The 23490-nt window shown below is 69.8% G+C and carries 18 protein-coding genes, 1 tRNA gene and 1 pseudogene; 12 read left to right on the forward strand and 8 right to left on the reverse strand.

The features are described from left to right. Positions 1-93 precede the first annotated feature (93 nt). The 5 genes from H7I57_RS19880 to dacB form a co-directional block, all read right to left on the reverse strand. Positions 94-2328, reverse strand: coding sequence for a molybdopterin-dependent oxidoreductase (locus tag H7I57_RS19880; protein WP_264025515.1), 2235 nt, complete (start codon positions 2326-2328; stop codon positions 94-96). 71 nt (positions 2329-2399) lie between these two features. Next, positions 2400-2978 carry a hypoxanthine phosphoribosyltransferase gene (gene hpt, locus H7I57_RS19885; RefSeq protein WP_372510297.1) on the reverse strand — a complete coding sequence of 193 codons (579 nt, stop codon included), beginning with the start codon at positions 2976-2978 and terminating at the stop codon, positions 2400-2402. A 66-nt stretch (positions 2979-3044) separates the two neighbouring features. Continuing rightward, the gene (tilS, locus tag H7I57_RS19890) at positions 3045-4016 is read right to left on the reverse strand and encodes a tRNA lysidine(34) synthetase TilS (protein ID WP_264025516.1); all 972 of its coding nucleotides are present in this window, start codon (positions 4014-4016) and stop codon (positions 3045-3047) included. Beyond that, complete coding sequence (locus H7I57_RS19895; protein WP_264025547.1) at positions 3995-5074, reverse strand: Rv3626c family coenzyme F420 biosynthesis-associated protein; 1080 nt, start codon at positions 5072-5074, stop codon at positions 3995-3997. The genes tilS and H7I57_RS19895 overlap by 22 nt, the downstream gene beginning before the upstream one ends. Next, entirely contained in the window at positions 5062-6453 is a 1392-nt protein-coding gene (dacB, locus tag H7I57_RS19900) for a D-alanyl-D-alanine carboxypeptidase/D-alanyl-D-alanine endopeptidase (RefSeq protein ID WP_264025517.1), read from the reverse strand. Before dacB ends, H7I57_RS19895 begins: the two co-directional genes overlap by 13 nt. A 140-nt stretch (positions 6454-6593) precedes the next feature. On the opposite strand from dacB, the gene H7I57_RS19905 reads away from it, so the two are divergent. The 4 genes from H7I57_RS19905 to H7I57_RS19920 all read left to right on the forward strand — a co-directional run bounded on the left by H7I57_RS19905 (position 6594) and on the right by H7I57_RS19920 (position 9897). Further along, a complete protein-coding gene (locus tag H7I57_RS19905) occupies positions 6594-7079 on the forward strand; it encodes an inorganic diphosphatase (RefSeq protein ID WP_264025518.1) in 486 nt (161 codons plus the stop codon). A 65-nt stretch (positions 7080-7144) separates the two neighbouring features. Then, the gene (locus tag H7I57_RS19910; RefSeq protein WP_264025519.1) at positions 7145-7666 is read left to right on the forward strand and encodes a 2-oxo-4-hydroxy-4-carboxy-5-ureidoimidazoline decarboxylase; all 522 of its coding nucleotides are present in this window, start codon (positions 7145-7147) and stop codon (positions 7664-7666) included. 25 nt (positions 7667-7691) lie between these two features. Further along, the gene (alc, locus tag H7I57_RS19915) at positions 7692-8732 is read left to right on the forward strand and encodes an allantoicase (protein ID WP_264025520.1); all 1041 of its coding nucleotides are present in this window, start codon (positions 7692-7694) and stop codon (positions 8730-8732) included. 7 nt (positions 8733-8739) lie between these two features. Next, the gene (locus tag H7I57_RS19920; RefSeq protein ID WP_264025521.1) at positions 8740-9897 is read left to right on the forward strand and encodes a serine hydrolase domain-containing protein; all 1158 of its coding nucleotides are present in this window, start codon (positions 8740-8742) and stop codon (positions 9895-9897) included. A 6-nt stretch (positions 9898-9903) separates the two neighbouring features. Here the strand turns inward: H7I57_RS19920 and H7I57_RS19925 are convergent, their stop codons facing one another. After that, on the reverse strand, positions 9904-10941 hold the full coding sequence (locus tag H7I57_RS19925; RefSeq protein ID WP_264025522.1) for a TerC family protein: 1038 nt from the start codon (positions 10939-10941) through the stop codon (positions 9904-9906). Between the two features lie 229 nt (positions 10942-11170). Between H7I57_RS19925 and H7I57_RS19930 the strand changes: the two genes are divergently transcribed. The 8 genes and pseudogenes from H7I57_RS19930 to H7I57_RS19965 all read left to right on the forward strand — a co-directional run. Continuing rightward, complete coding sequence (locus H7I57_RS19930) at positions 11171-15115, forward strand: Pls/PosA family non-ribosomal peptide synthetase (RefSeq protein WP_264025523.1); 3945 nt, start codon at positions 11171-11173, stop codon at positions 15113-15115. After that, positions 15112-16458 carry a M1 family metallopeptidase gene (locus H7I57_RS19935; RefSeq protein ID WP_264025525.1) on the forward strand — a complete coding sequence of 449 codons (1347 nt, stop codon included), beginning with the start codon at positions 15112-15114 and terminating at the stop codon, positions 16456-16458. The genes H7I57_RS19930 and H7I57_RS19935 overlap by 4 nt, the downstream gene beginning before the upstream one ends. Further along, positions 16413-17711, forward strand: a complete 1299-nt coding sequence (locus tag H7I57_RS19940; protein WP_372510299.1) for a hypothetical protein — start codon at positions 16413-16415, stop codon at positions 17709-17711. Before H7I57_RS19935 ends, H7I57_RS19940 begins: the two co-directional genes overlap by 46 nt. A gap of 81 nt (positions 17712-17792) precedes the next feature. After that, the gene (gene galE / locus H7I57_RS19945) at positions 17793-18773 is read left to right on the forward strand and encodes a UDP-glucose 4-epimerase GalE (RefSeq protein WP_264025527.1); all 981 of its coding nucleotides are present in this window, start codon (positions 17793-17795) and stop codon (positions 18771-18773) included. Continuing rightward, positions 18770-20536, forward strand: coding sequence for a hypothetical protein (locus tag H7I57_RS19950; RefSeq protein WP_264025529.1), 1767 nt, complete (start codon positions 18770-18772; stop codon positions 20534-20536). The genes galE and H7I57_RS19950 overlap by 4 nt, the downstream gene beginning before the upstream one ends. Positions 20537-20556: 20 nt before the next feature. Next, positions 20557-20928 (forward strand): carboxymuconolactone decarboxylase family protein, encoded by a 372-nt coding sequence (locus H7I57_RS19955; protein ID WP_264025530.1) that lies wholly within the window; start codon positions 20557-20559, stop codon positions 20926-20928. Between the two features lie 105 nt (positions 20929-21033). Beyond that, positions 21034-21285 carry a hypothetical protein gene (locus H7I57_RS19960; protein WP_264025531.1) on the forward strand — a complete coding sequence of 84 codons (252 nt, stop codon included), beginning with the start codon at positions 21034-21036 and terminating at the stop codon, positions 21283-21285. Between the two features lie 50 nt (positions 21286-21335). Continuing rightward, a pseudogene (locus tag H7I57_RS19965) lies at positions 21336-21746 on the forward strand (hypothetical protein); the annotation flags it as partial. A 319-nt stretch (positions 21747-22065) separates the two neighbouring features. On the opposite strand, the gene H7I57_RS19970 reads toward H7I57_RS19965, so the two are convergent. Both H7I57_RS19970 and H7I57_RS19975 read right to left on the reverse strand, forming a co-directional pair. Next, positions 22066-22138, reverse strand: a tRNA-Thr gene (locus H7I57_RS19970). 122 nt (positions 22139-22260) lie between these two features. Beyond that, entirely contained in the window at positions 22261-23487 is a 1227-nt protein-coding gene (locus H7I57_RS19975) for a DNA polymerase III subunit delta' (RefSeq protein ID WP_264025533.1), read from the reverse strand. Positions 23488-23490 lie beyond the last annotated feature (3 nt).

Genomic DNA, 23490 nt, shown 5'->3' on the forward strand with positions numbered 1-23490 from the left:
ATTGATGCGTAGAGAACACCAATCCTCCCAGCTCAAGGGGCACTTTCCTCATTCCGACACCCCACGACCAACCAATTTATCGGTGGATCGAGGCTAAGAGCCGACCGGCGTGACGGCCCGTTCGACGATGACGGGGATCCCGTTGAGCACGGCGGTACCCGACAGCGGATCCAGCACCGATCCGTCGTTGAGCTGATTGACGTTGACCCCGGGGTGGCTGGCCGCCAGGGTCTGTCCGGTGCCGCCGCGATCGTGGCCCCAGCCGTGGGGCAGCGACAGCACGCCGCGACGGATGTCCTCGGTGATCTCGATGGGCACCACCAGCTCGCCGCCGGGCCCCTTGACCACGGCGGTGTCGGACAACCCCAGTTCGGCGGCGTCATCGGGGTGGATCCGCAGCGTGCACCGGTTCGTGCCGCCCGACAACGCGGGCAGGTTGTGCATCCAGGAGTTGTTTGAGCGCAGGTGTCGACGGCCGATCAGCACGAACCCGTCGCCGCGATGCCCCAGCGAATCGCGCAACCTCGCGGCGTCGGTGACCAGCTGCGGCGGTGCCAGCTCGATCAGACCCGACGGGGTCCGCAGCAGATCGGGCAGCCGCGGCTGCAGCGGACCCAGGTCGATGCCGTGCGGCGCCGCCTTGAGCCGCGTCAAGGTCAGGCCGTCGGACCGGGCACCGAACGCGTCGCCGTACGCGCCGAGCCGCAGCATCATGTCGAGCCGACGTTCGTAGCCGGGACCGTCGGCGAGCATCGCGGTCAGCTCCTCGACCGCGCGGCCCGCGACCGGCGAGGCGTCGTCGGCGGTCTCCTTGGCCAGCGTGGTGGCGATCACCTGTTCGTCGACCAGTGCGGGATCCGCGTCGTACCCGATCCCGTAGATCACCAACGCGATTCGCGACAGGATCTCGGCTTCGTCGGGACAGCCCTGCAGCGCCAGCGCGGGCGGTGAATAGCGCGCGTTGTTGCGCACCGCGAGGTTGTTGAGGGCGAAATCGAAGTGCGGGCTGCGCGACGGCGGCGGGGGCGGAAGGATGACGTCGGCGTGGCGGGTCGTCTCGTTGAGGTAGGGGTCGACGCTCACCATGAAGCCGACGCCGGCCAGCGCGCGGTCGAGCCGGTCCCCGTCCGGCGCGGACAGCACGGGGTTACCCGCGATCGTGACCATCGCCTTGATCTGCCCGTCGCCGGGCGTCTCGATCTCCTCGGCCAGCACCGCCACCGGCAGTTCGAAGAGCACCTCGGGGTGGCCGGAGACCCGGCTGTGCCAGCGGCCCGTGGTGAACCCCCGGCCCCGTCGGGGACCACGCGGCGCAGGCGCGACGGGCGACAGCGGGAACATCGCTCCGCCGGGGCGGTCCAGATTCCCGGTGAGGACGTTGACGACGTCGACCAGCCAGCTGCCCACCGTGCCGAACTCGACGGTGGACGTGCCTATCCGGCCATACACGGCGGCGGTGGGCGCCGCCGCGAGTTCCCTGGCGAGGGTCCGGATCTCCTCGGCCTCGATCCCGCAGTGGGCGGCCACGGTCTCCGGCGGGAAGTCTCCGGCCAGTTCCCGGACCTCGTCCAGCCCGGCGACGTGGTCGGCGAGGGCGCCCAGCGTGACGAGGCCCTCCTCGAACAACACGTTGACGATCGCGAACAACAGGGCGGCGTCGGTGCCCGGCCGCGGGGCCAGGTGCCGGTCGGCGATTTCTGCGGTGCGGGTGCGGGCCGGGTCGATGACGACGAGCGTGCCGCCGCGCTTGCGCAGCCTGCGCAGCTTCCCGGGGAAGTCGGCGGCCGTGGCCAGGCTGCCGTTGGACACCAGCGGGTTCGCTCCGATGATCACCAGGTAGTCGGTGCGGTCGAGGTCGGGCACCGTGAACGCGACCGGGCTGCCGAACATGAGGCCGAGCGACACGTGTTTGGGCATCTGGTCCAGCGTGCTGGCGGAGAACACCTGCCGGGTGCCCAGTCCGCGAATGATCAGCGGCGGGTACAGCGCACCCGCGACGGTGTGCGCGTTCGGGTTGCCGAGGTACACCCCCACCGAGGCGCCGCCGTGGTCGCGGACCGCGGCGCCGAGGCCGGCGGCCACGGCGGCGAACGCCTCGTCCCAGGTGGCGCCGGTCAGCACCCCATCCCGACGAATCAGTGGCGCACCCAGTCTGTCGGGGTCGTTGTCCAGTTCGGCGAAGCTGGCGCCTTTCGGGCAGATGAAGCCGGCGCTGAAGACGTCGTCGTGGTCGCCGCGCGCGCCGGTGACCCGGCCGTCGTCGATGGTCAGCGTCAGACCACAGGTGGCTTCGCAGAACGGGCAGATCCGAAGGGCTGTCTCGGTCATTCCCGCATTCTGCCCCGGGCATCGGCCGTTTGTCGGCCTTCGGCCACTCGGCCGTTTGTCGGCCTTCGGCCTTAGTGGTTCTCGTACACCTTGGGGTCGAGCGTGCCGATGTAGGGCAGGTCGCGGTAACGCTCGGCGTAGTCGAGCCCGTACCCGACGACGAACTCGTTGGGGATGTCGAAGCCGACGTACTCGATCTCGACATCGGCCCGGACGGCCTCGAGCTTGCGCAGCAGCGTGCACACCCGCAGTGACCGCGGACGCCTGGTGGCCAGGTTGCGCAGCAGCCACGACAGGGTCAGCCCGGAGTCGACGATGTCCTCCACGATCAGCACGTCGCGGTCGTTGATGTCGCGGTCGAGGTCCTTGAGGATGCGCACCACGCCGGACGACGATGTGGACGATCCGTAGGAGCTGACGGCCATGAACTCCAGCTGGGTGGGCAGCGGGATCGCCCTGGCGAGGTCGGTGACGAACATGACCGCGCCCTTGAGCACGGTGACGAGAAGCAGGTCCTGCTCGGCGGCCGCATCCCGGTAATCGGCGGCGATCAGCGCTCCGAGTTCAGCGGTCTTGGATTGGATCTGTTCTTCCGACAGCAACACCGACTTGATGTCACCGGGGTACAACTCCGCTGAATGCGCAGGCACGCCCACAGAGTAGCGGTGCCGCGCCGGGGCGGTGGCATGGGTGGCCGGGATCACGAACGCGAGCCCTCACACCGGTTCCCGGTAGAGCATCAGCAGTTCGGATCGGCGGCCGGCGAACAGCCGCGTCCGGGGTTGCGCGCTGGGCACCGCGACCCCGCCCTGGCCGCGCCAGGCGGTGATCAGGCCGTCGACGGCGCGGATCTGCTTGTCGGTCAACCCGACCGCTCCGCCGGCGAGCAGCCACCCTCTGATCACCCGGCGCCGGACCCCCTCCGGCAGCGGGGCCAGCGCCGCGGTGGGGAGCCCCCCGGCGTCACCGCCTGCGGCGAGCCGGGTGAGGATCTCCGCGGCGATACCGTCGAGGGTGTCGTTGTCCTCGCGCAGCGCGGTCGCGGTGCGGGCGAGCGCCTCGGCCACCCCGCCGCCGAGGGCCTCCTCGAGCGCGGGCAGCACGTCGGTACGCAACCGGACCCTGGTGTAGCGCCGGTCGGTGTTGTGCGGGTCCTGCCACGGCGTCAGCCGTAACTCGGCGCACGCCCGATGGGTCACCTCCCGCCGCACCGCGAGCAGCGGCCGGTACCAGGGCGGGTCACACGGCCGCATCCCGGCGATGGACCGGGCGCCCGATCCCCGGCCGAGGCCGAGCAGCACCGTCTCGGCCTGGTCGTCGAGGGTGTGTGCCAGCAAGACCGGAGCGCCCGCCCTGGCGTCGTCGAGCGCGCGGTAGCGGGCGGCACGGGCAGCGGCCTCAGGGCCGCCCGCAGTGCCCACCTCGACGCAAAGAACCTCGGCGCGAACACATCCGAGGGCCAGCGCCTGATCCCGCGCAGTCGCGGCGACCGACGAGGAGTCCGGCTGCAGGCGGTGGTCGACGATCAGCGCGGTGGTGGGCATCACCGTCGCCGCGGCGGCCGTCAGCGCGAGCGAGTCCGGGCCGCCCGACAGCGCGACGCACCACCGGTCCTCACCCACGGTGTGGTCGCGGGCGAAACGCGCCACCACGGCGCGCAGCTCGGCTACAGCACCCGGTCGATCCATCGCAGCGGCTCGTCGATTTCGCTTGGCAGCGGCAGGCTTTCGGCATCGGTCCAGATGGCGTTGAACCGCTGCATCCCCACCCTGGACACGACATCGTCGACGAAGGCCTTGCCCCTGGTGTACTGGCTCATCTTCGCGTCGATGCCCAGCAGTGCGCGCATCAGCCGCTGCAGCGGCGGCTGCTTGCGCTCCCTTCGCTGGTCGAACCGGCGCCGGATCGCCGCGACCGACGGCACCACGGCCGGTCCGACCGCATCCATCACGTGCTCGGCGTGCCCCTCGAGCAGCGTGCCGAGCACCAGCAGTTGATCGAGCGCCTTGCGCTGCGGCTCGGACTGCACGGCGCGGAGCAACCCGAGGACGCCGGCCGAATTCGGCTCCGGCTCCTGGCCTTTCGCGACGCTGCGGCGGTCACGGAGATACTCGGCGAGCCTTCCGACGACCTGCGTGACGTCGTCGGCCGCGTCCTCGGTCAGGACTGCCAGCGCATTGGTCATGTGGTCGGCCAACCAGGGGTTGGCCCGGAACTGCACCCGGTGGGTGACCTCGTGCAGGCACACCCACATGCGGAAGTCCGCCGGGTTCACCCGCAGCTGGCGCTCGACGGCGATGACGTTGGGGTACACCAGCAGCAGCTCGCCCCCGCCGTCGGAGAAGGGGTCGTACTGCCCGAGGATGCCCGACGACACGAACGCCAGCACCGCACCGGTCTGCGCGCCTGCGATGCGCCCGCTGATCGCCCCTGGCTTGGTGTCACCGTCGTGCCCACCACCGGTCATCGCCCGCATGGAGTGCGCTGCGGCACGAATCCACTGGGGCCGGTTGACGATTCGCGCCTCAGGGATCTCGCCGCCCTCGTTCAGGCCGGTCAACTCGCGGACCGGGAGTTCGGATGCGCGGGCGGACTCGGTGAGCTGCTCGATCACCTGACTGCGCGTGTAGTCGGTGGCTGCGGGTTCCGGCCTCACCAGCTTTCCACCCAGCGTGGCGGCCAGGTTCCAGTCGACCGCGCGGCCGACGGCGAAACCGGACTTGGCGGGCGGGCTCATGTGCGGCATCCGCACGAGCGCAGCGTCGCTGCGAAGGCGTCGAGCGCGGTACGCCCCGACGGACCGGCATCGTTGGACAGCAGGGCGAAGGTCAGCACCCGACCACTCTCGTCGGTCACCATCCCGGCCAGCGAGTTGGTACCGGTCAGCGAGCCGGTCTTGGCCCGCAGGTACCCCGCCGCGGCGCGGCCCTCGTCGGTGTCGAGGTAGCGGTTGGACAGGGTGCCGCTTCCCCCGGCGATCGGCAGCAGGTCGACCAGCGGCCGCAGGTCGGGGCGCGCGTCCCCGGCGGCGGCACTGACCACGTCGTCGAGGGTGTCGGCGGTCAGGCGGTCGTCCACCGACAGGCCGCTCGAGTCGAACAGCCGGGCCCCTTCGGTGTCGATGTCCGCGTCCTCGAGGGCACTGAGCACCGCGCGTGTCGCCCCGTCGAAACTCTGCGGCCGGTTCAGCTCGGCGGCCACCTCACGGCCGATGGACTCCGCCATCACGTTGTCCGAGAAGTTCATCATGTCCCGCAGCCGCTGCATCAGCGGCGGTGACTGCACCGCGGCGATCTCTTCGGCGTCGTCGAGAGCGCCCGTGCCCCCGGACGGCAGCACCGTGACCTTGGCCGGGTCGACCCGCAACGCCACGGCCAGCGCGCGGCCCGCGTCGAGGGCCGGGGTCCGGGAGCGCCGCGACTCCACGCTCACCGGCTGTGTGCGGCCACCGTCGAGCATCACCGGCTCCATCGGGGCGATGTCGCCGCCGTCGATGTCCAGCGGATCCCAGCCGGGGGCCATCGTCGGGCCGCTGTAGGCGCTGAGGTCCACCTGCACCGCCTTCACGGTGACCCCGCTGCGTCGCACCTGATCGGCGAGGTCGACGATGCGCGCCGCGTCGCGGTACCAGGTGTCCTCGCCGCGCGGCGCGGCCGACAGCGTCTGATCGCCCGCGCCGACCAGCACCACCACCCCGGGCTGGCCGGAGGACAGCACCCGTGTCGTCAGCCGGGCGTCCCGGTCGAGGGTGAGCAGCGCCGCCGCGGCGGTCAGCGCCTTATTCGTCGAGGCCGGCTGCATCGGCAGCTCAGCGCCGTGTGACCACAACTCCGTGCCCGTCAGCGCGTCGGTGATGCGCCCGGTGAACTTGCCCAGGTTCGGGTCGGCGAGCACCGGGCCCAGCGCGGCGGTGAGGCCGTCGGTCGTCGGGGCCTCCGCGGAGTCGGCGACCGGGACGACAGCGGGCTGGGCGGTCGCGGGCGGCGGGGCGGGTTCGACGGCCTGCTGGTCGGGGGTGTCTCCCGTGGTCAGCAACGCCGCCGCGGCGACCAGGACAGCGACCAGCATCAGCACCGCCACCCCCAGTGCCACGTGCGTGGATCGCCGCCACTGCGTGGGCCGCATGTCTCTCCTGCTCTCGAACAACTACCCGAGCCACCCCTGTACAGCAGGGTATCGCCCCCAGATTAAGGTGAACCCCGCCTGTCGACCCGCGTCGACAGCAGGCGACCCACATGCCGAGCAGATGCGAAGGAGTCCCCACGGTGCAGTTCGATGTCCTCATCGAGATCCAGAAGGGGTCACGCAACAAGTACGAGGTGGACCACGACAGCGGGAAGGTCAAGCTGGACCGCTATCTGTTCACGGCGATGGGCTACCCGACGGACTACGGCTACATCGAGGACACCCTCGGCGAGGACGGCGACCCGCTGGACGCGCTGGTGCTGCTTCCCGAGCCGGTCTTCCCCGGGTGCATCGTGGAGGCACGCCCCGTCGGGATGTTCCGGATGACCGACGAGAAGGGCGGCGACGACAAGGTGCTGTGCGTGCTCGCCGACCCCCGGTGGGACCACATCACCGACATCGGTGACGTGTCCGAGTTCGAACTCGACGCCATCAAGCACTTCTTCGTGCACTACAAGGACCTGGAGCCGGGCAAGTTCGTCAAGGCCGCCGACTGGGTGGGCCGCGAAGAGGCCGAGGCCGAGGTGCTGCGCTCGATCGAGCGGTTCAAGACCGAAGGTCACTAGACGAAATTTGCGTGGCCGTAACACGGCGTAACGCAACCGTGTCCTGCACCTTCGATCATGACGGGGTGCTGCTGCATCAGGGGATCGGGCTCGACGCATTCAACGCGCTGCCGATGCGCCGCGCCGTGCATGCGGTCTTCGAGTGCTGCTCCAGCGTGCCGCTGGCCGCCGACCTGGCCCGCGCCCGCCCCTTCAACAGCCACGACGAACTCTTCCGCTGCGCCGACGCGCTGCTGTTCGGGCTGAGCGAGGAATCGATCGACTCGATCCTGCAGGGCTACCCCGACATCGGCAGGCGGCCGGGCAGCGAGAAGTCCCAGGCCGAACAGTGCGCCATCACCGACGATCGTCCCGAGATCATGGCCGAGCTGACATCGGCGTCGAAGTCCTATCTGCAGCGGTTCGGCTTCGGGTTCGTGATGTTCATCAACGGCTACTGCGCCGACGACGTGCTCGCCGCGATGCACGACCGTCTCCACAACGACTACGAAACCGAGCGCAAGGTCGTCCGAAACGAACTCGCCCGGATCAACCGCACGCGCCTCGAGCGGATGCTGGGACCCGAAGGCGGCTACGACAACTGGTGACCGCCGCTCCCCTAGGCTCGTCGCGGTGAGCACTTCGCCGACCGGCCCCGCGGGTCACTCCCACTTCCTCTCGCTACCCGACCTCGCCGCCCGCTCCGCGGGCGCAGCGGTGCTGTGGGCCAACGACGATCTGTTCGCCGAGAAGGAGAACCTGATCAAACCGGGCCCGGCCGAGCATCGACCGGCCACCTTCGGCCACAAGGGCCAGGTCTATGACGGGTGGGAAACGCGCAGACGCCGTGGCGCCACGGCCGATTCGCACGACTTCGTCATCGTCCGACTCGGCGTGCCCGGCATCATCCGCGGGGTGGTCGTGGACACGGCCTGGTTCACCGGGAACTATCCCCCCGAGATCTCGGTCGAAGCGGCGTTCGTCGAGGGGTATCCGAGCCCGGAAGAGCTGGCCGACAAGGCTTCCTGGACGACGATCGCCGCGCGCCGCGCGGTCAACGGCGACACCCGTAACCCGTTCGCGGTCGAATCGCCGCGGCGCTGGACCCATGTGCGCCTGGCGATCTATCCCGACGGCGGCGTGGCGCGCCTTCGCGTGCACGGCGAAGGTCTGCTGGACCCGCGGTTCACCGAACTCCCCCTCGACTTGGCGGCCCTGGAGAACGGCGGCCGAATCACCGCCTGCTCCAACATGTTCTACAGTTCGCCGAACAACCTGCTGTTGCCGGGCGTGGCCAGGACCATGGGCGAGGGCTGGGAGACCTCCCGACGCCGCGACGCCGGAAACGACTGGGTGCAGGTGCGATTGGCCGGCCAGGGGGTGGTGACCGCCGCCGAGTTGGACACGTCGTACTTCGTCGGCAATGCCCCGGGATCCGCGGCGTTGCGGGGGCGCGACGACTCCGATCCCAGCGGCGAGTGGTTCGACCTGCTGCCGCGGACCCCGCTGCAACCCGACACCAAGCACCGGTTCCTGATCGGGGCGGACCGCCCGGTCACCGACGCGCGCCTCGACATCCATCCCGACGGCGGCATGGCGCGGCTGCGGTTGTTCGGACGACTGACCCCGCAGGGTCTGCGACGCGTGTCGGAGCGCTGGCACGAAAGCGCATGATGTCGTCATGACCGACATCGTCCACGGCCGGTGGGACGCCCGCTTCGACGGACTCGCGGCGGCGCTCGCCGAAGAGATCGCCGCCGGCGAGGAACTCGGCGCGTCGATCGCCGTCGACATCGACGGTGAGCTTGTCGCCGACATCTGGGGCGGATACGCCGACCGCGCGGAAAGCGTTCCCTGGCAAGAGAACACCATCGTCAACTTCTGGTCGTGCACCAAGACCCTGACCGCGCTGGCAGCGCTGATCCTCGTCGACCGCGGTGAGCTGGACCCGTTCGCTCCCGTCGCCGCGTACTGGCCGGAGTTCGCCGCCAACGGAAAGCAGGACATCGAGATCCGCCATCTGCTCTCGCACACCTCTGGCGTGTCCGGGTGGGAGGCGCCGTTCGGCGTCGAGGACGTCTACGACTGGGACAGGGCGACGTCCCAGCTGGCGGCCCAGGCGCCGTGGTGGGAACCGGGGACGGCATCGGGCTACCACGCACTGACCTACGGGCATCTGATCGGCGAGGTCGTGCGCCGCATCACGGGTCGCTCGCTGAAGGATTTCGTGCGCGACGAGATCGCCGCACCGCTGGGCGCCGACGTACAGATCGGCGCCGATACCGCGGCCGACCGCCACATCGCCGAGCTGGTGCCGCCCCCGCCGAGGGACCTGGGCCTGGCGCGACTGGCGCCCGACCATCCGGCGGTCAAGACGTTCGCCGCGTTCCCGCCGGGGGCCTATGGCGTCGCCCTGGCCGAGACCGCACCGTGGCGGGCCGCCGACATCGGGGGGGCCAACGGTCACGGCAACGCACGCGGACTCGTCCGGGCGTTGTCGCCGATCTCGTTGGGCGGCAGTGCGAACGGTGTGCAGCTGCTGTCGCCCGGCACCATCGACCTCGTCTTCGCCGAGCAGTCCCACGGCCTCGACCAGGTGCTGTTCCTGCCGCTGCGCTTCGGCATCGGTTTCGGCTTGCCCACTCCTGAGAGCGTTCCGGCGATTCCGGACGGCAGGGTCTGCTGGTGGGGCGGCTGGGGCGGCTCGATCGCCGTCATGGACACCGACCGTCGCGCCACCTACGCCTACGTCATGAACAAGATGGGGCCTGGCACGACGGGCAACGCCCGCACCAACCGCTATGCACGGTTGATCGACGACGCCGTCGCGTCGGCCTGAGCCCGGTCAGCGCGACGGATCCTCGCGCGGGTCCGTGGTGAGGTCGGCCGGCTCCACCGCCGTCTCGCCGCCGTTCTTGCGCACGTCGTGCACCCGCGTCTTGTACAGGCTCGCCGCGGTGGTGATCAGCAGCGTGACCACGATGACGCCGAGGCTGGCCAGCGTCGGGATCTCCGGCACCGGGACGTGCTCGCCGCCGTTGATGAACGGAAGCTCGTTCTCGTGCAGCGCGTGCAGCAGCAGCTTGATGCCGATGAAGCCGAGGATGAACGCCAACCCCTGGGACAGGTACACCAGCCGCTTCAGCAGGTCGCCGAGCAGGAAGTACAGCTGGCGCAGGCCCATCAACGCGAACACGTTGGCGGTGAACACCAGGTAGGGCTCGCGGGTCAGACCGTAGATGGCGGGGATGGAATCCAGCGCGAACAGCAGGTCGGTGGTGCCCAACGCGACGATGACCAGGAACATCGGCGTCATCACGCGACTGCCGTTCTCTTTCACCCACAGCTTCAGGCCGTCCCACCGGTCGGTGAACTTCAGGTGCCGCTGGGCGAACCGGACCACGGAGTTGTCGGCGTCGTCGTCGTGCTCGGTGTCGCGGACCAGCTTGATGGCGGTGTAGATCAGGAATGCGCCGAAGAGATAGAACACCCACGAGAACTGGTTGATGGCCAGTGCGCCGAGTGCGATGAAGATGCCACGGAAGACGAGCGCGAGGATGATCCCGACGAGCAGCGCCTGTTGCTGGTAGATCCGCGGCACCTTGAAGCTGGCCATGATGATCAAGAAGATGAACAGGTTGTCCACCGACAGGCTGTACTCGGTGAGCCATCCGGCGAAGAACTCGAGCCCGTACTGGCTGCCGTGGAAGAACCACGTCCACAGGCCGAAGGCGATCGCCAGGCCGATGTAGAAGGTCAGCGCGGTCCCGGTCTCCCGCCGTGACGGCTCGTGGGGCCGACGCCCGAAGATCAGCACATCGACAAGCAGAATGCCGATCGTCACAGCGAGGGTGATGCCCCACTCGAGTCCAGATACGTTCATCAAACCTCCGGTCGTCGTTCAACGCCGGAGGTCTCTTCCACCAACACCGACCCGATCGTCGATTGCAGGCCCGCTGCACCGGTCGTCCGACTACGGACGACGTGATGACGACACGGCGGCGAAGGAATACTCCCCTCCAAGCGGGTCATTCTGCCAGTCTGCTCCCCGACACGCGAAACGGGACGCCGACCGGCGCGAAGTGACCCCGCGCGCTGAGTAGTTTGTACCCGTGACAGCAGCGGATCCAACCCCCGAGATCCCCACCCAGTTCGTGCTGTCGGCGTTCGCCTCCGAGCCGCGCACCCTGATCGACATCCTGTACGACACCGCGCGCCGCCACCCCGACGCCACAGCGCTCGACGACGGCACCGTCCAGCTCACCTACGCCGAGCTGGTCTCCGACGTCGAAGACAGCGTTTCGTGGCTCGCGGCGCGCGGGATCGGCCGCGGTGACCGGATCGGCATCCGGATGCCGTCGGGCAGCTACGCGCTGTATGTCGCGATCCTGTCGACGCTGGCCACGGGCGCCGCCTACGTCCCGGTCGACGCGGACGACCCGCAGGAGCGCGCCGAGCTGGTGTTCACCGAAGCCGGCGTCGTCGCGGTGATCACCGAGCAGGGGCTGGTGCGCGGGCCGGGTTCGTCACGGGGCTGGCGCGCGGCGCCGCCGCTCACCCGTGACGACGCGTGGATCATCTTCACCTCCGGGTCGACCGGGACGCCCAAGGGCGTCGCCGTAACCCATCGCAGCGCGGCGGCATTCGTCGACGCCGAGGCGCGAATGTTCCTGCAGGACAACGCGATCGGCCCAGGTGACCGGGTGCTGGCGGGGCTGTCGGTGGCGTTCGACGCCTCGTGCGAGGAGATGTGGCTGGCATGGCGGCACGGCGCGTGCCTGGTGCCTGCGCCGCGGTCGCTGGTGCGCAGCGGAATGGATCTGGGCCCGTGGCTGGTGTCCCGCGACATCACCGTCGTGTCCACGGTGCCCACGCTGGCGTCGCTGTGGCCCGCCGAGGCGCTGGAGGCGGTGCGGCTGCTGATCTTCGGCGGCGAGGCCTGCCCTCCCGAGCTTGCCGAACGGCTGGCGGTGGACGGCCGCGAGGTGTGGAACACCTACGGCCCCACCGAGGCGACCGTCGTCGCGTGCGCGGCGCGCCTGGAGGCCGGCGGAGCCCCGGTCAGCATCGGCCTGCCCCTGCCCGGCTGGGACCTGGCCGTCGTCGGCAAGGACGGCTCGCCCGTGCAGTTCGGCGAGGTCGGCGAGCTCATCATCGGCGGGGTGGGGCTGGCGCGCTACCTCGACCCCGAGAAGGACACCGAGAAGTTCGCGGCCATGCCGTCACTGAGCCCCTACGGCTCCTGGAGCCGCGCCTACCGCAGCGGCGACCTGGTTCGCCTGGAATCCGACGGTCTGTACTTCGTCGGACGCGCCGACGACCAGGTCAAGGTCGGTGGGCGGCGCATCGAGCTGGGCGAGGTCGACACCGCACTGGTGCACCTGCCCGGCGTCAGCGGTGGCGCCGCGGCCGTGCGCAAGACCGCCAGCGGGACACCGCTGCTGGTCGGCTACATCGTGACCGCACCCGGCGCCGAGCAGACCTTCGACGTGGCCGCGGCGCGCGCCCGGCTGTCCGAGGAGCTGCCCGCCGCGCTGGTGCCGAGGCTGGTCGTCGTCGACGAGCTGCCCACCCGCACGTCGGGGAAGGTGGACCGCGACGCCCTTCCCTGGCCGGTCGGCAACGCCGGGGACGACGCCAGCCCCGACCTGGGCGGCACGCTGGGCTGGCTGGCCGGGTTGTGGCGGGACGTGCTCGCCGCGCCCGTCGACGGACCCGAGGCCGACTTCTTCGCCCTCGGCGGCGGCTCGCTGTCGGCGGCACAGCTGATCTCCGCGCTGCGGCAGCGGTATCCGCAGGTGACGGTCGCTGAGCTCTACGACCACCCCCGGCTCGGGTCGCTCGCCGGCTACCTCGACGAACTCGCTCCGCCCCCGATCGTGGAAACGCGCGAGGTGAAGCGGGTCCCGCGACTGACCCAGGCGATTCAGACCGCACTGGCGGTTCCGCTGGCCGCGCTGACCGGCATGCAGTGGGTGGTATGGCTGGCGATCGCCAACAACATCGCCGCCACGATGGCTTTGGTGCCGTGGGTCCGGCCCGTCGGCTGGTGGTGGATCGCTGCCGGGTTCCTGCTGTTCGTCACCCCGATGGGCCGCATGGGCATCGCGGTGTTCGGGGCGCGGGTGCTGGTGGGAAGCCTGGCTCCGGGGACGTATCGCCGCGGCGGCCAGGAGCACCTGCGGGTATGGCTGGCCGAGCGGCTGGCCGAGGCGGGCGGCGCGGAGAACATGGCCGGAGCCCCGTGGCTGGTCTATTACGCACGCGCGCTGGGTAACTCGGTCGGCAACGGGGTCGACCTGCATTCCGCACCCTCGGTGACCGGGATGCTGACGTTGGGGCACCGCTGTTCCATCGAGCCCGAGGTCGACCTGAGCGGACACTGGATCGACGGCGACCTGTTCCACGTCGGCCCCATCACGGTCGGCAACGACGCCACGGTCGGGGCGAGGACCACGCTGCTCCCCGGCGCGGTGGTCGGCAAGAACGCCGACGTCGCACCGGGCTCCGGGGTCATCGGCAAGGTGAAGAACCGGCAGTACTGGAAGGGCTCGCCCGCGATCAAGTCCGGCAAGGCCAAGCATCCGTGGCCCGATCACCGACCGGCCCGCGCCCCGCTGTGGGTCGCGGTCTACGGCGTGACATCGGTGCTGCTGGGCGCGCTGCCGCTGGCCGCGCTGGCCGCGGGCCTCACCGTCCTCGGATGGGGCGTGCGCGACACCTCATCGGTGGGTGCGGCGGTGCTGCCGGTGCTGACGTGGATCGTGCCCGCGACGCTGGCGGCGGTGCTGACGTACGCCGTACTGACGGTGGTCGGCGTGCGACTGCTCGCCGTCGGCCTCCACGAGGGCTACCACCCGGTGCGCAGCCGGTCGGGCTGGCAGCTGTGGGCCACCGAACGGCTGATGGACGCCGCGCGCAACTACCTGTTCCCTGTCTACGCCGGCCTGCTCACCCCCTGGTGGCTGCGCCTGCTCGGCGCCAAGGTGGGCGCAGGCACCGAGATCTCGACGGCGTTGTTGATCCCCAAGTTCACCGTCATCGAGGACGGCGCGTTCCTCGCCGACGACACCATGGTCGCGTCCTACGAACTGGGCGGCGGCTGGATCCACGTCGCGAGGGCGACGGTCGGCAAGCGGGCGTTCCTGGGCAACTCGGGCATCACCCAGCCCGGGCGTCGGGTGCCCGACGACGGGCTCGTCGCGGTTCTGTCGGCGACCCCGCACAAGGCCAAGGCGGGCTCGTCGTGGCTGGGCAGCCCGCCGGTGCGGCTGCGCCGGCGGCCGACCGCCGCCGACGCGTTGCGCACCTTCCATCCGTCCGCGCGGCTGAAGGCGTTGCGCGCCACCGTGGAGACCTTCCGGTTCGTCCCCGTCGTGGTGACGTTCGCGATCGGGGTGGCGGTGCTGTTGTCCATCCAGGCGGTCGCGGTGACCGCGGGCTGGCCGTGGGCGGTGGCGGCAGCGGGGCCGATCCTGCTGGCGGCGGGCGCGGTGGCAGGCGGTGTCGCGGTGATCGCCAAATGGGTTGTGGTCGGCCGGATCAGCGCGGTCGAGCATCCGTTGTGGTCTTCGTTCGTGTGGCGCAATGAGGTGTCGGACACATTCGTCGAGACCGTGGCCGCGCCGTGGTTCGCCAGGGCGGCAACGGGTACACCGGTGATGAATCTGTGGCTGCGGGCGCTGGGCGCGAAGATCGGACGAGGTGTGTGGTGTGAGACCTACTGGCTTCCCGAGGCCGACCTGGTGACGCTCGAGGACGGCGCGACCGTCAACCGTGGGTGCGTCGTGCAGACCCACCTGTTCCATGACCGCATCATGCGGATGGACACCGTCGTCCTGGAAAAGGGTGCGACGTTGGGGCCGCACTGCGTCGCGTTGCCCGCGGCGCGCATCGGAGCCGGGGCCACCATCGGCCCGGCGTCGCTGGTGATGCGCGGCGACGAGGTGCCTGCGTCGACCCGTTGGCAGGGCAACCCGATCGCGCCGTGGAATCCGTCCCGCAAGAAGAAGGCCGACTCGCCGGGTCCCAAGACCAGGAAGACAGCCGCCGCGTGACGGGACGCAGACGGGCGGCCAAGAAGGGCGGTCCACCGGTCATCGACCCGTACCTGCCCGGCACCGGTAACTTCGGTTACCGCGTGTCACGCTACGAACTCGAACTCGAATACAAGGTCGCGATCAACCGGCTCGCCGGTTCGGCGACGATCACGGCCGTCACGCTGGCCGAACTGAAGACGTTCACCCTCGATCTGTCGGCCGCCCTCGCGGTGTCCAAGGTGACCGTGAACGGCAAGCGGCCCTCCCAGTTCCGCACCTCGGCGGGAAAGCTGCACATCACGTTGGGAGACCGGTTGCCCGCGGGCGCGGCGATGACGATCGCGGTGCGCTACGGCGGCACCCCCCGGCCGATCCGAACCCATTGGGGCGACGTCGGTTTCGAGGAACTCACCGAGGGCGTGCTGGTGGCCGGGCAGCCCAACGGGGCGGCGTCGTGGTTCCCGTGCGACGACCACCCCAGCGCCAAGGCCAGCTTCCGGGTCCAGATCAGCACGGAGAGCCCGTATTTCGCCCTCGCCAACGGCAAGCTGTTGGCACGCCCGGCCCGCGCAGGCATGACCACGTGGGTCTACGAGCAGGCCGAGCCCACGGCGACGTACCTCATCACGTTGCAGATCGGGGTGTACGACCGTCACCGGATGGCGAAGAACGGTGTCGAGGTCTTCGCGGTGCTGCCCGACCGGATCCGCGAGGACTTCACCTACGATTTCGGCCGCCAGCAGCAGATGATGAAGTTGTTCGTGAAGCTGTTCGGGCCCTATCCCCTGGCCGATGGCTACACCGTGGTGGTGACCGACGACGACCTCGAGATTCCCCTCGAGGCACAGGGGATCTCGATCTTCGGCGCCAACCACTGCGACGGGAAGCGCAGTTCGGAACGGCTGATCGCGCACGAGCTGGCCCACCAGTGGTTCGGGAACTCCGTCACCGTGCAGCGCTGGCGCCACATCTGGCTGCACGAAGGCTTCGCCTGCTACGCGGAGTGGCTGTGGTCGGAGCACTGCGGGGAGGAGAGCGCCGACGAACTGGCCCGCCACTACCACCAGCGACTGATCGACTCGCCGCAGGATCTCGTGCTCGCCGACCCGGGTCCCCGCGACATGTTCGACGACCGGGTGTACAAACGCGGCGCGCTCACCCTGCATGCGCTGCGCAAGGAGATCGGCGACTCCGATTTCTTTGCGCTGCTCAAGGATTGGGCGGACCGCTACCGGCACAGCAGTGTGGTGACCGACGACTTCACCGGTCTGGCGGCGCAGTACGCCCACAATTCGCTGCGCCCGCTGTGGGCCGCATGGCTGTACTCACCGAAGGTTCCGCCGCTGGACTCCCTGTCGTGACCGATGCGACTGCGGGGCCCTCGGGCGCGGTCACCCGGGGCAGCGTGGTCCGTGTCGGAGCGGCGACGGCACTGTCGGCGCTGTGCGGGTACGCGGTGCTCTACCTCGCCGCGCGCGACCTGGAGCCTGCCGGGTTCTCCGTGTTCGGGGTGTTCTGGGGAGCGTTCGGGCTGGCCAGCGGTGCCGCCTTCGGCCTGCTGCAGGAGACGACGCGCGAGGTCCGCTCCCTGGATCGCCGCCGCGCCGATCCAGAGGGTGAGCGAACCCACCCGCTGCGGATCGCGACCGGGGTCGGTCTCGCCGCAGCGGCGTTGATCGCGCTCACCTCCCCGCTGTGGTCGGCGCACGTCTTCGTCGAAGATCGCCTTCTCAGCGTCGCGCTGCTGTCCGTCGGGCTGGCGGGCTTCTGCCTGCACACCACGCTTCTCGGTGCGCTCGCCGGGGTCGACCGGTGGTCCGAGTACGGCGCGCTGATGGTCACCGACGCGGTGCTGCGGGTGACCGTCGCGGCGGCCACCTTCGCGGTGGGCTGGGGGCTCGGCGGCTATCTGTGGGCCACCGTCGCGGGCTCGATCGCGTGGCTGTTGATGATGCTCGCCTCGCCGGCGACACGCGCGGCCGCCCGATTGCGCGCGCCGGGCGGCACGATGACATTCCTGCGCGGTGCCGGGCATTCGATCGCCGCCGCCGGTGCCAGCGCCGTGCTGGTGATGGGTTTTCCCGTGCTGCTGAAGGCCACCTCGGGCGGCGATCTCGGGGCCGCGGGCGGGGTGGTGATCCTCGCAGTGACGCTGACCCGCGCTCCGCTGCTCGTTCCGCTCACCGCGATGCAGGGCAATCTGATCGCACATTTCGTCGACCAGCGCAGCCACCGACTGCGGGCGCTGATCGTGCCCGCGGCCGTGGTCGGCGCGCTCGGCGTCGTCGGGGTCGCCGCCGCGGGGATGTTCGGACCCTGGCTGCTGCAGGCGGCCTTCGGTGCGGAGTACGTCGCCGACGGCGTCCTGCTGGCCTGGTTCACCGCGGCAGCGGTGGCGATCGCACTGCTGACGCTGACCGGTGCGGCCACGGTGGCCGCCGCGCTGCACCGCGGCTACGCGGCAGGCTGGCTGTCCGCAACCGTGGCCTCCGCGCTGCTGCTGCTGCTGCCGCTGGATCTCGAGGTGCGTACCGTGGTCGCCCTGTTGTGCGGGCCGCTGCTCGGCATGGCCGTGCACCTCGTCGCGCTCGCCAGGGTTCCCGCCGCCGGATAGCCGGCGCGCGATGCCTGGGCGACGCCCCGCGGCGGCAGACGAATACGCTGCAGGGCTGAGGTCGAGACAGAAGGAGACGACATGGGCTGGCTGGTGACCGGCGGCGCTGGGTACATCGGTTCGCACGTGGCCCGCGCCCTGCTCGACGCCGACCTCCCGGTGGTGGTGATCGACGACCTGTCCACGGGATTCGAGGAGTTCGTCCCGCACTCCGCGACGTTCGTCCGCGGCACGCTGCTGGACAGGGGGTTGATCGAGGACACGCTGCGGCGCTTCGAGTTGCGCGGGGTCATCCACATCGCGGGATACAAATTCGCGGGCGAGTCGGTGAAGCGCCCACTGCACACCTACGAGCAGAACGTCACGACCACGGTGAACCTGCTGCAGGCGATGGAGCTGACCGGGGTCGACAGGATCGTGTTCTCCTCCAGCGCCGCCACCTTCGGCACCCCCGGCGTCGAGATCGTCGACGAGACCACCCCGACGGTGCCCGAGTCGCCGTACGGGGAGACGAAGCTGATCGGTGAGTGGCTGCTGCGTGACGCCGGACGTGCCACCGGACTTCGTCACACCAGCCTGCGGTACTTCAACGTCGTCGGCTCCGGCTCGCAGCGGTTGTTCGACGCCAGCCCGCACAACCTGTTCCCGAAGGTGTTCGACATGCTCTACCGCGGCGCGAGCCCGAGCATCAACGGTGCCGACTATCCGACGCCGGATGGCACCTGCGTGCGCGACTACATCCACGTCTCCGATCTCGCCGCCGCCCACGTCGCGGCCGCGCAGCGTCTCGACGACGGGCTGGAGGTGGAGCCGGTGTACAACCTCGGAAGCGGTGCGGGCACCTCGGTGCGGGAGATCATGACCGCGATCCGCGACGTCACCGGGGTCGCGTTCGAGCCTGCGATCATGCCGCGTCGGCCGGGTGACCCCGCGAGGATCGTGGCTGCCGGCGATCTCGCCGCACGGGATCTCGGCTGGAAGATGCGGCATTCTCTCGAGGAGATGGTCGCCTCGGCGTGGATTGCCCGTCAGCACGCCGGAGATGCCTACCCGCACTCGTGAGATCCTGGGTCGCCCGCACAGCTGTGGCGCTGATCGCGCTGCAACTGGCGATCCGCGCGGTGCTGGCGTTCGGCGGCTATTTCTACTGGGACGACCTGATCTTGGTCGGCCGCGCCGGCACCCAGGGGCTGCTGTCGCCGGGCTACCTGTTCGACGACCACGACGGGCACGTCATGCCCGGCGCGTTCCTGGTCGCCGGGGTCATCACCCGGCTCGCACCGCTGGACTGGCTGTGGCCCGCGATCAGCCTCGTGGTGCTCGCGCTCGTGGCGTCGCTGGCGCTGCTGCGGGCGCTGCATGTGATCCTCGGCTGGCGTCCGGTGTTGTTGGTGCCCCTGACGTTTGCCTTGTTCACGCCGCTGGCGGTTCCCGGCTTCGCCTGGTGGGCGGCGGCGTTGAACTCACTGCCGATGCTGGCCGCGATGGCGTGGGTGTGCGCCGACGCGATCCAGTTGGTGCGCACCGGCGACCGACGCTATGCGCTCACCGGGGCCCTGGCATACCTCGGCGGGCTGTTGTTCTTCGAGAAGTCGGCGGTCGTCGCGTTCGTCGCGTTCACCGTCACGGCGCTGTACTTCCATGTCACCGACAGCGGATCGGTCCGCGAAGTCTGGCGCCGCGGGGTGCGCCTGTGGACGGTGTGCCTGACGCTCACTGTCGCCTGGGTCGGCGTGTATCTGATGGTCGTCGATCAGCAACGCTGGAGTCTCGACCTGTCGATGACGCGGGATCTGTTGTGGCGCTCGTTCACTCACGGCATCGTTCCGGGTCTCGTCGGCGGGCCGTGGGACTGGCAGCGGTGGGCGCCGGCATCGCCGTGGGCGACCCCTCCCGTGGCGGTGATGGTCCTCGGCTGGGTCGCGCTTGCCGGTGTCGTCGCGGTGACGTTGCTCCGCAAGCAACGCATCGGACCGGCGTGGCTGGCGGCTCTGGGATATGCGGTGGCCTGCCAGGTTCCGATCTACCTGATGCGCTCGTCGCGGTTCACCGCTCTGGAACTGGCACAGACGTTGCGTTACCTGCCCGACCTCGTCGTGGTGCTGGCGTTGCTGGCCGCCGTCGGCCTGTGCGCACCCAACCGGGAGCGGTCGCGGTGGCTGGATTCGTCTGCGGCGCGGTCGATTTCGGTCGGATGCGTCGCGGTGGCCTTCGTGGCCAGCTGTGGCTACTCGACCGCGACGTTCCTCACCAGCTGGCGTGACAACCCCGCACAGCCGTACCTGCAGAACGCGCGGAGTGCTCTGGCTGCCGCGCACGCCTCCTCGGCGGCGCCGATGCTGGACCAGGAGGTCGACCCGCTGGTGCTGCAGCGGGTGGCGTGGCCGGAGAACCTGGCCAGCCACATGTTCGCCCTGCTCCCCGATCGTCCCGAATTCTCATCGGCCACCGGGGAGTTGCGAATGCTGGACGTGAAGGGCAACCTGGTCGACGCCAAGGTGACCTGGGTGCGTTCCATCCGTCCCGGCCCGGCTCCGCAGTGCGGGTATCTGGTGCAGCCCGACTTCCCGGTCAGCATGCCGCTGGACGGACCGTTGCTCCCCGCCGACTGGACCGCCGAGATCAACTACCTGGCCAACAGCGACGGCTCGATGACGTTGTCGCTGGCCGACGGTGACGAGGTCAAGGTTCCGGTCCGCCCCGGCCTCAACCGCGTGTACGTGCGGCTGCCGGGCGCCGGCGAGGCGATCACCGTGCGGGCGAACACGTCGGCGCTGTCGGTGTGCGTCGCAGCGGGCCCGGTCGGGTTCGTGGCGCCGCGGTAGCGCTGTGCGACGCTGGACGCATGACCGATATTCGTGAGACGGGTTACCGGGTTTTCCGTGAGATGTTGCCGGGTGTGCTGCCCGACGGCGTCGACAGGATCGGCGACGGCGGGTTCGGCGACGAACTGCTCGAGATCGGCATCGACAACGTGTTCGGCCGGCTGTGGGCCCGCGAGGGGTTGAGCCGACGCGACCGCAGCCTGGTCACACTGGGCATTCTGATCGCGTTGCGCGCCACCGACGAACTCGGGTTCCACGTGCAGATCGCCCGCAACAACGGGCTGACCGAAGACGAGATCGCCGAGGTCGTCTACCACTCGAGCGGCTATGCCGGATTCCCCGCCGCGAACACCGCGTGCAAGGTGGCCAGGGAGGCGCTCGACGAGGCATGACCCGCCGTCGGCGGGCTAACCATGAACTACGCGCGCCTCGAAACTCTTGACGTTGTATCGTATTGTCCTTTTATTGACATACCGCAAGAGTTAAGGGGATCATGAGTGAACAGCGACATTGCGGACATCGCCAATTGGGCGCAGTCGCAGGGCTGGACCGTCAACGACGACACCAAGGGCTACACCCGGTTCTACGACCCGCGAGGCAACTACGTCGGCCGATACCCGGCGACGCCGAGCAACCCGCGCCGCCGCATGGCCGACCTGCACGTCGCACTCCGCAAAGCGGGCCTCCAAGTGCCGCCACCAAGCAAGAAGGAACAGAAAGCCCAGCGCAGAAAGGAGAAGGGCCGGTGACCGACTGGGTTGTGCGCACTACCTTCGACGTCGACCCCGACGAGGCGACGATGGACGCGTGGGAGACCGCACTGGATGAGCGCGGCGTCGACGGGTCGCTGTCCCGGATTCCGAAGCTGCACCAGGCGACCATGACCGTCTATCTGCCGATCTCCGACATGATCAAGGCCACCTGCGAGGGTTGTGACCTTGCCGCCGAGATCATCGGCCGCCCGCCGATCGGTGTGGAGACGATCACCGAGGACGAGCAGCAGCGCCGCGCTGATGAGCCGACCCTGCCGGAGTTGATGTCCGCCGCGGAGATCGCTGAGGAACTCGGTGTGGCACGGCAGCGGGTGCACCAACTGCGTTCTACAGCCGCGTTTCCCAGCCCCCTGGCCGAGCTGCGGGGGGGTGCGATATGGGATGCCGCGGCGGTCCGCAAGTTCGCGCACGACTGGGAACGAAAGCCCGGGCGACCTCGTCAGAGCCGGCGGACGGCTTATCGCAAACCCGATGGCAGGCTCATCGACCTCACATATCTGGAGAGCCGCGGCGTTTCACTGACCCAGGCAGACATCGACCGCATGCCGCCTGAGGAGCTCGACAGGATCCTTCGCGAATACGAATGAGGGAGGCCAGGCTGCTGGCTATGAAGTTCCCGTTCGCTTAGACGAAGAGGACACCCCGGTCAGCAGCCGGTGGCGGCTCGCGCCGAGCGCCACGGCGAATGCAACTGCCGTCGCCGCGGCCAAGAGCAGAAGCCAAGCTGGTTCTGAGACTGTTTACGCTGGCAGACGGAGCCGCCCAGGGGAATCGAACCCCTGACCTATTCATTACGAGTGAATTGCTCTACCGACTGAGCTAGGGCGGCGTGCCGGGGGGCGATGAGCGCTCACGCGAAGAGCGTTCGATCCCGCCGGCGGCCTGAGTCTACGACAGGGCCGGTCGGCTACCCAAGTTGATCCCGGGTCGGACGCTCCAGCCCGCCGGGCGTCAGCCGCGCAGCGCCTGACCGACGGTGCCGACCATCGCGTCGACCGCGAACTTGGGCTTGACGTTGACCGCAAGGGCCTCGCGACACTCCAGCACCGCCTCGATGCAGCGCAGCAGCTTCTCGGGCGTCGCGTGAGCCGCCATCGCCGCGACCTTCTCCGCCATGTCGGGATGGTTCGGCGTCACGTCCGCCGCACCCGACGAGACCAGCAGGGCGTCCCGGAAGTAGGTGGCGAGGTCGATCAGGGCCCGGTCGAGCGCGTCGCGCGACGCGCGGGTCTGACGTGACTTCTGGCGACGCTCGAGATCCTTGATCGCACCGGTGGCGCCGCGCATCGTCCCGGCGGTGCCCTTGCCCGTGCCGCCGGCGCCCAGCGCGGTGCGCAACTCCTCTGCCTCGGCCTCGTTGCGGTCCCCGGTCAGCGCCTTGGCCTCCGCCTCGGCCGTGGCCACCAACTCCTCGGCGGCGGCATAGGCGCGCGAGGGCGTCGCGGCGTCGCGCGCCAGGCTCAGTGCCCGCAGCCGCCGCTGCCGCGCCTGCTCGTCGGTCGCCAGCCGTCTGGCCCGTCCGACATGTCCGCCGCTGACCGACGCCGCCCACGCCGCATCGTTCTCGGGAAGCCCGTCGGACTCCATCAGCACCCCGGCGATGGCGTCCACCGGCGGGGTGACCAGGGCGACGTGCCTGCAGCGCGACCTCAGCGTGATCGAGATGTCCTCCGGGTCCACCGACGGCGCGCACAGCAGGAACACCGTCGACGGCGGTGGTTCCTCGACGACCTTCAGCAGCGCGTTGGCCGCTCCCTCGGTGAGCCTGTCGGCATCCTCGATCACGACGATCTGCCAGCGGCCGGTGCCTGGCCGTCGCGATGCGATCTGCACGATGGTGCGCATCGCGTCCACGCCGATGGACAGTCCCTCCGGGATGATCCGGCGCACGTCGGCGTGGGTGCCCGCCATGGTCGTGGCGCAGGCCCGGCACTCGCCGCAGCCCGGGGTGGCCCCCGAGGTGCACTGCAGGGCGGCCGCGAAGCACAGTGCAGCCACCGACCGGCCCGACCCCGGCGGCCCGGTGATGAGCCACGCGTGCGTCATCGTCCCCACTGCGGCTCCGGCCACGTCGCCGCCGTCACTGTGAGCCGAATCACCGCGGGCGGCGCGCGCGGCGGCCGTCAGCTCCGACTCCACAGCGTCCTGGCCCACAAGACGCGAGAAAACACCTGCCATCGC

The organism is Mycolicibacterium pyrenivorans (assembly GCF_025821625.1).
Lineage (GTDB): Bacteria > Actinomycetota > Actinomycetes > Mycobacteriales > Mycobacteriaceae > Mycobacterium > Mycobacterium pyrenivorans.

Excerpts from the sequence above, each read along its gene's own strand:
- H7I57_RS19880 (WP_264025515.1), bottom strand. The coding sequence starts at position 2,328 with ATGACCGAGACAGCCCTTCGGATCTGCCCGTTCTGCGAAGCCACCTGT.
- tilS (WP_264025516.1), bottom strand. The coding sequence starts at position 4,016 with ATGGATCGACCGGGTGCTGTAGCCGAGCTGCGCGCCGTGGTGGCGCGT.
- H7I57_RS19895 (WP_264025547.1), bottom strand. The coding sequence starts at position 5,074 with ATGCCGCACATGAGCCCGCCCGCCAAGTCCGGTTTCGCCGTCGGCCGC.
- dacB (WP_264025517.1), bottom strand. The coding sequence starts at position 6,453 with ATGCGGCCCACGCAGTGGCGGCGATCCACGCACGTGGCACTGGGGGTG.
- H7I57_RS19920 (WP_264025521.1), top strand. The coding sequence starts at position 8,740 with ATGACCGACATCGTCCACGGCCGGTGGGACGCCCGCTTCGACGGACTC.
- H7I57_RS19925 (WP_264025522.1), bottom strand. The coding sequence starts at position 10,941 with ATGAACGTATCTGGACTCGAGTGGGGCATCACCCTCGCTGTGACGATC.
- H7I57_RS19940 (WP_372510299.1), top strand. The coding sequence starts at position 16,413 with ATGGCTGTACTCACCGAAGGTTCCGCCGCTGGACTCCCTGTCGTGACC.
- galE (WP_264025527.1), top strand. The coding sequence starts at position 17,793 with ATGGGCTGGCTGGTGACCGGCGGCGCTGGGTACATCGGTTCGCACGTG.
- H7I57_RS19955 (WP_264025530.1), top strand. The coding sequence starts at position 20,557 with ATGACCGATATTCGTGAGACGGGTTACCGGGTTTTCCGTGAGATGTTG.
- H7I57_RS19975 (WP_264025533.1), bottom strand. The coding sequence starts at position 23,487 with ATGGCAGGTGTTTTCTCGCGTCTTGTGGGCCAGGACGCTGTGGAGTCG.